This is a genomic window from Pedobacter hiemivivus (assembly GCF_004331685.1).
GTDB lineage: Bacteria > Bacteroidota > Bacteroidia > Sphingobacteriales > Sphingobacteriaceae > Pedobacter > Pedobacter hiemivivus.
Map to the genome: position 1 here is coordinate 146,525 of NZ_SJSM01000009.1, position 11,675 is coordinate 158,199.

At 40.1% G+C, this 11,675-nt stretch carries 8 protein-coding genes; 2 read left to right on the forward strand and 6 right to left on the reverse strand.

What is annotated here, in order from left to right; genetic code table 11:
• Positions 1-5 precede the first annotated feature (5 nt).
• From uvrA to EZ444_RS15490, 3 genes are all read right to left on the reverse strand, one after another.
• Positions 6-2,849: an excinuclease ABC subunit UvrA gene (gene uvrA, locus EZ444_RS15480; protein WP_131610056.1), complete on the reverse strand. Its 2,844-nt coding sequence runs from the start codon at positions 2,847-2,849 to the stop codon at positions 6-8.
• Positions 2,850-2,906: 57 nt separating this feature from the next.
• Positions 2,907-3,959 (reverse strand): 2Fe-2S iron-sulfur cluster-binding protein, encoded by a 1,053-nt coding sequence (locus EZ444_RS15485; RefSeq protein ID WP_131610057.1) that lies wholly within the window; start codon positions 3,957-3,959, stop codon positions 2,907-2,909.
• Positions 3,960-4,053: 94 nt separating this feature from the next.
• Complete coding sequence (locus EZ444_RS15490; RefSeq protein ID WP_394347788.1) at positions 4,054-4,794, reverse strand: lytic transglycosylase domain-containing protein; 741 nt, start codon at positions 4,792-4,794, stop codon at positions 4,054-4,056.
• 892 nt (positions 4,795-5,686) lie between these two features.
• Here EZ444_RS15490 and EZ444_RS15495 point away from each other — a divergent pair.
• Together EZ444_RS15495 and EZ444_RS15500 are read left to right on the forward strand one after the other, a co-directional pair.
• A complete protein-coding gene (locus tag EZ444_RS15495) occupies positions 5,687-7,300 on the forward strand; it encodes a pseudouridine synthase (protein ID WP_131610059.1) in 1,614 nt (537 codons plus the stop codon).
• A 7-nt stretch (positions 7,301-7,307) separates the two neighbouring features.
• Positions 7,308-8,426 carry a lactonase family protein gene (locus EZ444_RS15500; RefSeq protein WP_131610060.1) on the forward strand — a complete coding sequence of 373 codons (1,119 nt, stop codon included), beginning with the start codon at positions 7,308-7,310 and terminating at the stop codon, positions 8,424-8,426.
• Here EZ444_RS15500 and bshA read toward each other — a convergent pair.
• The 3 genes from bshA to tilS all read right to left on the reverse strand — a co-directional run bounded on the left by bshA (position 8,419) and on the right by tilS (position 11,627).
• Complete coding sequence (gene bshA / locus EZ444_RS15505; RefSeq protein ID WP_131610061.1) at positions 8,419-9,573, reverse strand: N-acetyl-alpha-D-glucosaminyl L-malate synthase BshA; 1,155 nt, start codon at positions 9,571-9,573, stop codon at positions 8,419-8,421. The genes EZ444_RS15500 and bshA overlap by 8 nt on opposite strands.
• A 148-nt stretch (positions 9,574-9,721) precedes the next feature.
• Entirely contained in the window at positions 9,722-10,204 is a 483-nt protein-coding gene (locus EZ444_RS15510; RefSeq protein WP_131610062.1) for a hypothetical protein, read from the reverse strand.
• Between the two features lie 61 nt (positions 10,205-10,265).
• Positions 10,266-11,627, reverse strand: coding sequence for a tRNA lysidine(34) synthetase TilS (gene tilS / locus EZ444_RS15515; protein WP_131610063.1), 1,362 nt, complete (start codon positions 11,625-11,627; stop codon positions 10,266-10,268).
• Positions 11,628-11,675 lie beyond the last annotated feature (48 nt).

The following is an 11,675-nucleotide window of genomic DNA, read 5'->3' on the forward strand; positions in this document are numbered from 1 at the left end:
TTGATTTACAGGCCCATTTCCTTTTTCAGAAACTTGCCGGTTAAGCTGATCGGATTCTGAATCAAGCCTTCAGGAGTACCCTCAAAGATGATTCTTCCACCTCCAGCACCGCCTTCTTCGCCCAGGTCTATTACCCAATCGGCAACTTTTACTACGTCCAGATTATGCTCAATAACCAATACCGTATTCCCGCGCTCCACCAATTCGTTAAGCACACCCAGTAACACATTTATATCCTCAAAATGTAGGCCAGTTGTAGGCTCATCCAAAATATAAAATGTCCGCCCAGTGTCTTTTTTTGAAAGCTCAGTAGCCAACTTAACACGTTGAGCTTCACCACCAGACAAAGTCGTAGACGATTGCCCTAAGGTAATATACCCCAAACCAACATCTTTCAATGTTTTGATCTTCCTATAAATAGAAGGCATGTTCTCAAAAAAGACACAAGCCTCTTCAATACTCATATCCAACACATCGCTAATCGACTTGCTACGGTAACGTACTTCAAGTGTTTCGCGGTTGTATCTTTTGCCATGGCATTCTTCACAAGGCACCTGTACATCAGGCAAAAAGTTCATCTCTATGACCTTCATTCCGCCACCCTGACAGGTTTCGCAACGACCACCCTTTACATTGAAAGAGAAACGGCCAGGCTTATACCCCCTGATCTTAGCTTCAGGTAGCTGGACATATAAGTTCCTGATATCTGAAAACACACCAGTATAAGTAGAAGGGTTAGAGCGTGGTGTGCGTCCGATAGGAGCCTGATCAATCTCAATTACCTTATCAATCTCCTTTATGCCATTGATCTTCTCGTATGGCAAAGGGTGTTTTTTAGCCCTAAAAAAATGATGATTTAAGATAGGATATAGCGTTTCGGTGATTAAGCTCGATTTACCACTACCAGAAACCCCGGTTACCGTTATAAATTTACCCAATGGAAAATCTACAGAAACATCTTTTAGATTATGTCCACTGGCCTTAATGATAGATAGCTTATGGCCAGTCCCTTTTCTTCGTTTTTTAGGCACCTCAATGCCTTTTTTACCATTCAAATAAGCTGCAGTAAGGGTATCCGATTTCAAAATCTGTGCCGGAGTACCTTGTGCAACGATTTGTCCGCCATGCACACCTGCAGCCGGACCAACATCAATCACATGGTCGGCCTCCAAAATCATGTCCTTATCGTGCTCTACCACCAACACTGTATTACCTAAATCTCTCAGGTTTTTTAATGCGCCAATTAAACGCTCATTATCACGCTGGTGAAGTCCAATACTCGGCTCATCCAGGATGTACATTACGTTCATCAACTGTGATCCGATCTGTGTAGCCAGCCTAATCCTTTGCGCCTCTCCACCAGAAAGTGTACGTGCTGTCCGGTCAAGCGACAAGTAATTCAATCCTACATCACTTAAGAAGCCCAACCTTGATCGGATCTCCTTTAAAATTTCTTTGGCAATTGTATTTTGCCTATCGTTTAATCTGCTTTCTAAACCTTCATACCAGGCTCTGATGCTACTGATATCCATTTCTGCCAGCTCAAAAATATTCTTGCCGTCGATTTTAAAATGCAGACTTTCTTTCTTTAAACGAGCACCATTACAAACCGGACAAGTTTTTAGCTTGCGGAAACTCTCCATATCCTCCACAGTAGCCTCACCTTTGCGTTCTTGCTGCTCTTCCAATAGTTTAATGATCCCGTCAAATGTAATCTGATAGTTTTGTACGTTCCACTTATTATACTCGACGGCTACCGAAATCAGCTCATGAGAACCGTTTAAAATGATAGCAATAATGTCATCACCCAGTTTTTCAAGTGGAGTAGACAAAGAAAAATTATACTTCTTGGCCACTGCCTTTAACACCTGGAACATCCATATATCACGGTATTCTCCCAAGGGAGCCAAGCCACCATTCATAATGCTCAACTTAAGGTTGGGCATTACAGACTCCTTATCTACCACGAAAATGTAACCCAAACCGTCACAATTCTCGCAAGCGCCATATGGTGAGTTGAAAGAGAAGTTATTAGGTTGTGGCTCATCGTAAGAAATCCCCGTAGTTGGACACATCAAGAAACGGCTAAAATGGGCAACATTGTTGTCCTTATCGCTAATCTTAATGATGCCTTTACCCAAACGCATGGCCGTTTGCAATGAATCTTGTAAGCGCTTTAAATCTTTACGGTCGATAATCAAGCGATCTACCACAATCTCAATATCATGAATTTTGTAGCGGTCTACCTGCATTTTAGGTGTAATATCCTGAATATCTCCATCGATACGCACTTTTACATAACCTTGCTTACGAATTTGTTCAAACAACTCCCTGTAATGTCCCTTACGCCCTTTTACTACCGGAGCAAGGATATTTACAGGCATCTCGCCAAACTTATTAAAGATATTTTCAAGAATCTGATCTTCGCTCATCCGCTCCATCTTCTCTCCCGTGTTGTAGGAGAAAGCATCGGCAGTACGAGCGTACAATAGACGCATAAAATCGTAAATTTCCGTAATTGTACCTACTGTAGACCGAGGGTTTTTACTGGTTGTTTTTTGCTCTATAGCAATAACCGGACTCAAACCTGATACTTTATCTACGTCGGGTCTTTCCATCCCCCCCATAAACTGGCGAGAATAAGCACTAAAAGTTTCCATATACCTACGCTGCCCTTCCGCGTAAATGGTATCGAAAGCCAAAGAGGACTTTCCACTCCCACTTAAACCGGTAATGACTACGAGTTTATTTCTGGGAAAGGAAATATCTATATTTTTAAGGTTATGCACCCTGGCTCCATACACTTCTACATCTTTTTGCTCGCCAAGGTCAACAGTATTTTTGCTCATATAATATTAAAAAAACAACCTATTTAATCCACAAAGATAAGGCATTATCCACAAAAACTACCAAACTAATGTAGTCCCATCTTCGGTTGGATGTCCTGTGCAAACCAGTACTCTTCCTGCTGCAATCTCATCATCCATCAGCACTTCGTTATAATCCATTTCAACACCACCTTTAGTACAATTTGCAATGCAGGTACTACATATGCCGGCATGACAACTATAGGGCAAATTAATCTTCTGCTCTAAAGCCGCATCAAGTATAGTCTTGTTGTAAGGAACAGCCAAATGATAAACTTTGTGTTTAAAATGAAGCTCTACAGTATAAGTATTGGTATGCTTTACTTTTTTTTCTGTCGAATCGTCTTCATCTACTTCATCCTCTGGCAATACAAAAGTCTCTCTCTTGATCTGAGAAATATCAAAGCCCATCTCCAGCAATTTAATCCGACAAGTCACCATATAATCGATTGGTCCGCAGGTATAAAACAAGGCATCAGCCCTCTCAAATACCAAATCTTCCTTTACAATCTTTTCAATCAGGAATACATTTAATCTGGCCATTAGTAAATTTTTACTCTGACTAGACACATAAATGATCTTGAACCTTCCCGGATATTCTTCCTGCAAGGCATTCAATTCATCATGAAAAAGAGTTTCTTCTACAGATCTACGGCTATAAATCAGCACCAACCTTGAATTTTCTTCTCTAAGCATTGCTGTTTTTATGATCGAAAAAAGAGGGGTAATCCCTACGCCTGCACCAAAGAGGAAAACCGTTCTTTTGATTTGTTGATCCGGCACGTAAGTAAACTGCCCATTGGGCTCCAAAGCATGAAGCACATCTCCTACTGCTGTTTTGTGATGAAGAAACCTGGAAATCTCACCATTTTCCACCCGTTTTATAGCAATCGCCAATGGTTCATCCAGGTCTGGAGAACTACAAAGAGAATAAGATCTACGCAATTCGCGGCCTTGCGTATTGAACACCAGCGTTAAGAATTGTCCGGCAAGATACGGTGGCTTCTTGCCATCTAATACTTCAAAGCTAAGCACCAGAGTTTCCCCCGCACCATATTTCATGTCTTTTATCCGCAGTTTCATCAATTCCATAAGACGCTCAAATTAGCAAATTCTGCACGAAAACAAAAAGCCGCTCAGCATAAACTGAACGGCTTTCCCCATTTTCGAGTATTTTATCTCAATATTATTCTGAATTTTTTTCTTCTGCTTTTCCTGCATTATAAGCCAAGAATTGTCTTGGAGCAGTGTAACCATAACGAACAGGATCCACCATAATTTGTTTCATAGAGATCAGTTTGTAAACATAACCCCCAGTTTCATTATTCAACTTCAATTTGAAGTAGTTATCCTGGTTCTGTCTGTTAATCTGGCGTCTCATGTGGCTATCGCCAACATTGTAAGCCGCTGCAACTAATGTCCAGCTATCAAAAATACGATAAAGATCCTTGATGTATTTGGCGGCTGCAATAGTAGATTTACGTAAATTATTACGCTCGTCCACGTTAGAATTAACTTTTAAACCATACATGCGGGCCGTCCCTGGCATAAACTGCCAAACGCCTGCAGCACCCTTAGGTGATACTCCGCTTTGTAATCCTGATTCTACCAAGGCCATATATTTAAAATCTTGGGGAATGCCATAAGCCGCTAGGATCGGTTCGATGATTGGAAACCATTCTGCTGCTTTTCTGTGCAGCTTATTTGTTTGTAGATTACTGAAGTAATGTGCAGCCAGCGTTTTCTTCATTTTACGCTCTACTTTGACATCTCCAATTGGTAATGTCTCTTCTGCAAAATTTAATTGAGCCATTAAAGACAATGGCTTCGTGATGTTAAATGTTAGTGTATCGGTACTCGTTAATTCTTCCTGTTTTGAAGATTTTTCTGCTGCTTGGGGCATGTTGTAAGCAAACACTTTTGCCATAACTAGTAATGATATAATTACCGTACATGTCATTATGTGTTTCTTTATCATTTTCCTCCTTTTTTTGGTTAACAATTTTAAAACTCCTGCAAAGGTACATTATATCGATCTAATTATCAAGCTATTACGAATTTAACTGCAAAAATCGACGTTTAAATAGCTTTAAAGCAAGATTCCAAAAGTGTCAATTTTAGCCATTTTTCCTGTTTCTTTAGCTCGATTTATAAATTCAAAAAACCAGAAGGAGCACTCAATCATGTCACAGTATTCGCTGAAAATTTCGCTTCATAAACTGCATTCAGTAAAGCCAAAATTCATGTAAACACTAGCCTGTAATTAAACTTTTTTTACCCCCTAATCTGAACACAGCAAAAACAATCAAAAGAGTTGAAGAAAACAATCAATTTCAGGAATGCTTTAAGCTTGAACAAACAAAATCAAGAATAAAAACTATAAGATCAACCTAAATCAGCAAGAAATTCAAGATCAAAACGGCTTTTCAAATCCATAAACGGTTATTTCAGGCACTACCATAAGTAGCGGATAAGTAGGGAATGAATAGCGGGTAAGTAGGTGGTTGCTTTACCCTTGCCTTACCCTTCCTTTACCCTTGCTATACCCTTGGTTTACCTTAGGGGTATAGCAACCCTAACTCAACCCTAAAGCAAGGGTAAAGCAACCCCCTATTCATTCCCTACTTATCCCGTACTCATCCCCTATTTATAGCAATGCCTAACAAAAGCACCCATTTTATTTCGTAATTAGAACTAACGCAGTTAGATACACAACAATTTTAAACGCTAAATTGCAGTAATCAGACACTTACAATTGTAAATCCCCGCATTTTTTAGTAATTTTGTCGCCGCATAAATTATGCGGATAAAAGCGTATCATGATAAAAAACAACAACAGGAACAGTCGGGATGACAAGTCCAAACCGGGAAACCGAAGCACAACAGGCAAAAGACCAGGTGGAGCAGAGTCTTCATATAAGGGAAAAAGCAAGTTTGACGATAAAGAGGGGAAGGATAATAAATTTGGTGACGCCAAAGAATTTAAACCAAGACCATTCGGAGCATCGAGACCTCCAAGAGAAGGAGACTCAAGAAGCTTCAAGCCAAGAGGCGAAAACGATTCAAAAGAATTCAGACCAAGAACTTCCGGCAGTGATTTTAAATCCAGACCAGGAAAAGATGGTGATCATAAAAGCTTCGGTTCTAGAAGCACAGGCTCAAGAGATTTCAAACCAGGTAGCAGAGACAACGACAGCAGAGATTTCAAACCTCGTTCTTTTAGTAAAGAAGGTGGCTCAAGAGATTTCAAACCTGGTAACAGAGACAATGACAGCAGAGATTTCAAACCTCGTTCTTTCAGTAAAGAAGGCGGTTCAAGAGATTTCAAACCTGGCAACAGAGACAATGACAGCAGAGATTTCAAACCTCGTACTTTTAGCAAAGACGGTGGATCAAGAGAGACTCCTGCTGGAGAAAGCAAACGTAGCTATATAAAGAAAGATCATTTTGCTGCTGGAGGTGAAAAACCTTTCCGCAAATTTGATGATAAAAAAAGTTCAACTTCAAGAAGTACTGATAGCAGACCTTTCAGAAAAAGAGAAGATGAAGGTGCACGTCCAGAGCGTTCATTTGAGCGCCCGGAAAGAACTGAGCGCCCAGAGCGCGGAGAACGTGGAGAGCGCACTGCTCGTCAGGATCGCAACAATACATGGGCAGGACCTGAAAAAGCGCCAACCATGCGTGGCAGAAAAGCCGCTCCTGTTCAAAAAGATGACGGACTAATCCGTTTAAACAGATACATTTCTAATGCAGGTATTTGCTCACGCCGTAAAGCGGATGAGCTGATTGCTGCTGGAGTAGTTTCTGTAAACGGTGAGCCTGTTTCTGAGTTAGGACATAAAATTGATCCTGCTAATGATCAGGTTCGTTACAATGGTGAGCTACTAAAACGTGAAAAGAAAATTTACGTAATATTAAACAAACCTAAGGATTACATCACGACTACTGACGATCCACAAGAACGTCGTACAGTTATGCAATTGGTAGAAAAAGCCAGCAGAGAACGTATTTATCCAGTAGGTAGATTAGACCGCAACACAACAGGTTTATTATTGATGACCAATGATGGTGACCTTGCTGATAAGCTTTCTCATCCAAAAAACGGCATCACTAAAATATATAACGTAGAGTTAAACAAGAGCTTAAGTCAAGGCGACTTTAATAAAATTCAGTTCGGTTTAGAATTAGAAGATGGTATTATTAAACCAGATTCAGTATCTTACGTTACCGGAGGTTCTAAACGTGAGATTGGCATACAAATCCATAGTGGTAAAAACAGGATTGTACGCCGTATATTCGAACATTTAGGATACGATGTAGTGAAACTAGATCGCGTTGTTTATGGTAACCTAACTAAAAAAGATCTTCCTCGTGGAAGATGGCGTTACCTGGAAGAGCATGAGCTAATTCAGATCAAACACCTAATTAAGTAATTATAATATGAAAAAAATTCTCTCGCTTTTATTGCTATCATTTTTTACAACGCAAGGCTTTGCACAAAAAAAAGAATACAATTTAATCATTGGGACTTACACCAGTCCGGGTAAAAGCGAGGGAATTTATATTTACAACTTTGATGCGAACACCGCTGAATTTAAATTCAAAAGTGTAGCCAAAGATGTAACCAACCCCAGTTATTTGGCTGTTAGCAAAAATAACAAGTTGGTATACTCCGTAGCAGAGGCACCTGGCAACAGCGCTGCAGCTGCCTTTAACTTTGACGGCCTAAAAGGCGAGCTTGCCTTTATCAACAAACAAGCTACCGGAAGCCCGGGCCCATGTTTTGTACTTGCTGATGAAAAACACGCATTCACAGCCAATTACGGTGGGGGCAGTATTTCTGTTTTCGGCATTGAAGCCAATGGGGCTTTAAGTCCACTAAAACAACTGATACAACATACCGGCAAAAGTATAGACCCAAAGAAAAGACAGGAAAGCGCTCATGCCCATCAGGTTCAATTTACCCCTGACAGGAAGTACGTAACTTGTTCAGACCTTGGTGAAGATCAGATTTACATCTACAACTATAACTCAACAGCAAATAAAGAAGTGCTAACCATCAAACAGGTTGTAAAAACTACTCCCGGCAGCGGTCCACGTCACCTGACTTTCAGTCCCAATGGCAAATACGCTTACCTTGCTCACGAATTTAATGGGATAATTACTGTGTTTACGTACAACAATGGCATGCTAAACAAGATTCAGGACATTGGTACGACTGACAAAGATTTTTCGGGAAGAGTTGATGCAGCAGATATACATGTATCACCAGACGGCAAATTTTTATATGAAACCAACCGTGGCGATGCAAATACCATTTCGGCATTTTCCATACAAGCTAACGGAAAACTAAATTCTGTGTCTACCATCAGTACCTTAGGTAAAGGTCCAAGAAACTTTACGATTGATCCAACTGGGAAATACTTATTGGTTGGGCACCAATACACCAATGACATTATCATCTTTGAACGCAATAAAAAAACCGGCACCTTAAAGGATACCGGTAAAAGAATTGAACTGGGTGCTCCAGTTTGTTTAGTATTTGCTCCGATTAAATAACTTCAACCTTGAGCGTTCTTTTTGATTCTTCTATGATCTTATTGTAATAGTTGACATATTCTGGTAGAATCTTCTTTAAATCGAAGTCCTGCGCCCTTGCAAATGCATTCTCTTTAAATCTATTCAGCACCTCATCATTCTCTAAAATCTGAATGGCTTTAATGGCCATATCTTCCACATCACCTACATTACTCATATAGCCCGAAAAACCGTCTATATTTAATTCTGGTAAACCACCAGAATTAGAGGTAATAGCAGGAACCTTACAAGCCATAGCTTCCAAGGCAGCCAAACCAAAGCTTTCTGACTCGGAAGGCATCAGGAACAAATCAGAGACCGATAAAATCTCCTCTACGGCATCTTGCTTGCCCAAGAAACGAACATTGTCACAAATCCCAAGGTCCCTGCACAATTGCTCATCATAAGCACGTTCTGGACCATCTCCCACCATCAGCAGTTTGGAAGGGATCTTCTCCAGAATTTTATGGAAAATACGGATCACATCTGCGGTCCGCTTTACTTTTCTAAAGTTGGAAGTATGAATAAGAATACGTTCGTTATTTGGCGCAATAGCCTTTTTAAAATGATCTTTAGGTTTTAAACTAAATCTCGTAAAATCGATAAAGTTAGGGATAACCTTAATTTCATTAGTGATTTCAAAATACTCCTCTGTATCTTTCTTTAAGCTTTCGGATACCGTGGTTACCCCATCAGATTTGTTGATGGAGAACGTAACTACCGGCTTATAGGTTGGATCCTTTCCAACCAAGGTAATATCCGTTCCGTGTAAGGTAGTTACAAAGGGAATATGAATACCATAGGTCTCCAGGATTTGCTTAGCCATAAAAGCAGCCGAAGCGTGCGGAATCGCATAATGAACATGCAATATGTCCAACTTTTCAAAGCGCACTACATCTACTAGTTTACTGGCCAATGCCGACTCGTAAGGGGCATAATCAAACAGTGGGTAATCCCTTACAGATACTTCATGATAGAATAAATTGGCTGAGAAGAAATCCAGACGAGCTGGCTGACTATATGTGATAAAATGTACCTGATGACCTTCGTCGGCAAGTGCCTTTCCAAGTTCTGTGGCTACAACACCACTTCCGCCAAAAGTCGGGTAACAAACGATACCTATTTTCATTAAAAAACAATTTTAGTTTTATGAAGCTATCATGAGCATACATGCGGTTTAGATTCGCTATGCTCACGATCGTTTCATTGAAATTATTTAACGATGCAAATTACTGTACTTAAACTGATCTTTATGTTAAACAATTGCAATTATTTAACTAATGCTTCATTTCTTCCTGGATAACCAAATACATCTCATTTGGTCGTTGGGTACCAATGTAATATTCCAGGCCATCGCGATCTGTAAGTACAACAGCATCCTTACCCGAAGAGTAAAACCGGATACTTCCCTTACGGTGAAGATTATACACTGGGTTGTTGAATAAGTAACTGCTATAAGTATCTTTTCTAACTTTAACGATTGTATTTAAGTCTATTTCTACTTTTTTGGCCGACCATAAACCTTCAATAATGATGCGTTTCTTATCGATCGTGGTTTTATACTGAATTAGGAAAAGTAATAAAATAGAAACACCAATGATACCGAAGCCCACTACCAGAAAGAGATCCTGGGTATTGTCGCGATCGCGTTCATAAACATAGGCAGCAAAACAAAATGCAGCCATCACCAACCTAATACAGATTCTTATATAATCGCGGCCGATATATTGTTTTTCATAAAAAGCGTAGCGGTTTCCCATGTGCGTGTGTTTTGCCTATAAAGTTACTGGTTTTTTAATTGCTTCAAACCTTTCAGTTCCTTTAAGATTGTTTAGCAATTGTAATATGTAGATGACGGAGTTCAAAAATTGTTACATTTTTTGTGGCTTCAGTAAGCTTATACCGATTGTCCTGTCTCCAACCTGCAATCCAGATCACTTCACCGTTCCCATTAACCAATACCGGAATCAGCCCCTTATCACTTAGCGGAATCTTCTCGTCTATAAAAAAATCACTTACCTTTTTAGATCTACTCATGCCTATGGGCTTAAACTTATCGCCAGCTTGCCAACTTCTTAGCACCAATGGAAAGATCAACTTATCGGTATCGACAAAAGCCTTATTGCTACTTTTCTCAAAATGAACATCCTCAGCGGCAGTAATGAGGATTTGGTTGCCCAAAAAATTGACTTGCTCATCATGGGAATGAATCATGAGGTTCTTATTTTCTACGTCCCGATCTCCAATTGGGTCAATGATCAACTCCTGTCGATCTATAACAATGCGATGCGAAATACTAAAAAAACTTGTACCACTTTGCTTCTCCAGTCCTTGTAAAAGCTCAGCAACTACCGATTCTGTAAATCCAAATGGCCTTAACAACTCAAACAATAGTAAATGCTGTGGATTTAACGCTTTTATTTTTTTTATAGAGAAATAGAATTTCCCTTGCTTTTCCTTTAGAATTTCGGCTTTAAGGCTTGCGACTACCTGCTGTAAAACCAGCTCGGTATCGGTAAAGCGTTGGATGTTGTGCTGAAAGGTTTCATCGAGATTGGGATTAATCTCTTTGAGGTGTGGAATAACCTTTAGCCTTATTTTATTCCGGGCATAATTGGTGCTTTTATTGGAGCTGTCCTCTACGAAATCAATATCTTGTTTACTGATCAAATCGGCGATCTCTGCTGAAGAGAGAAACAACAGAGGCCTAATCAATCGGCCTCGCTTTGGCAAAATACCATGCAAGCCTGCAATTCCTGTCCCCCTGGTGAGATTTAACAAGACAGTTTCAATGGCATCATCCTGGTGTTGTGCCAACGCGATGAGCTCATATTGCTCCTGCTCCCTAACTTCCTCGAACCATTGGTAGCGTAGTGTTCTTGCTGCCATCTGAGTGGATACCTTTTGCGTTGTAGCAAATTCTTTCGTTTTAAAATGGGTGACATAGCATGGAACATCCATCTTTTTGGCTAGCGTGACTACGAAATCTTCATCACGTTGGGACTCAGCCCCCCTTAAATTAAAGTTACAATGGGCAATACCAAATTCAAATCCAGAGAGTTTAAATAAGTGCGCCATAAGGACGGAATCCTTCCCCCCACTCACCGCCAAAAGGATTTTATCTTTTACGTTGAAAAGCGAATGCTGGCTGATGTAGTCTTTAAAATTCTGAAGGGGTAACATGGTCTCAAAAATAATGAATAAAAACTCATCATGGCTTGATAACCTTTA

What these genes read in the sequence shown, in the direction of transcription:
- uvrA (WP_131610056.1), bottom strand. Translation starts at nt 2,849, where the DNA reads ATGAGCAAAAATACTGTTGACCTTGGCGAGCAAAAAGATGTAGAAGTG.
- EZ444_RS15485 (WP_131610057.1), bottom strand. Translation starts at nt 3,959, where the DNA reads ATGGAATTGATGAAACTGCGGATAAAAGACATGAAATATGGTGCGGGG.
- EZ444_RS15490 (WP_394347788.1), bottom strand. Translation starts at nt 4,794, where the DNA reads ATGGCAAAAGTGTTTGCTTACAACATGCCCCAAGCAGCAGAAAAATCT.
- EZ444_RS15495 (WP_131610059.1), top strand. Translation starts at nt 5,687, where the DNA reads ATGATAAAAAACAACAACAGGAACAGTCGGGATGACAAGTCCAAACCG.
- EZ444_RS15500 (WP_131610060.1), top strand. Translation starts at nt 7,308, where the DNA reads ATGAAAAAAATTCTCTCGCTTTTATTGCTATCATTTTTTACAACGCAA.
- bshA (WP_131610061.1), bottom strand. Translation starts at nt 9,573, where the DNA reads ATGAAAATAGGTATCGTTTGTTACCCGACTTTTGGCGGAAGTGGTGTT.
- EZ444_RS15510 (WP_131610062.1), bottom strand. Translation starts at nt 10,204, where the DNA reads ATGGGAAACCGCTACGCTTTTTATGAAAAACAATATATCGGCCGCGAT.
- tilS (WP_131610063.1), bottom strand. Translation starts at nt 11,627, where the DNA reads ATGTTACCCCTTCAGAATTTTAAAGACTACATCAGCCAGCATTCGCTT.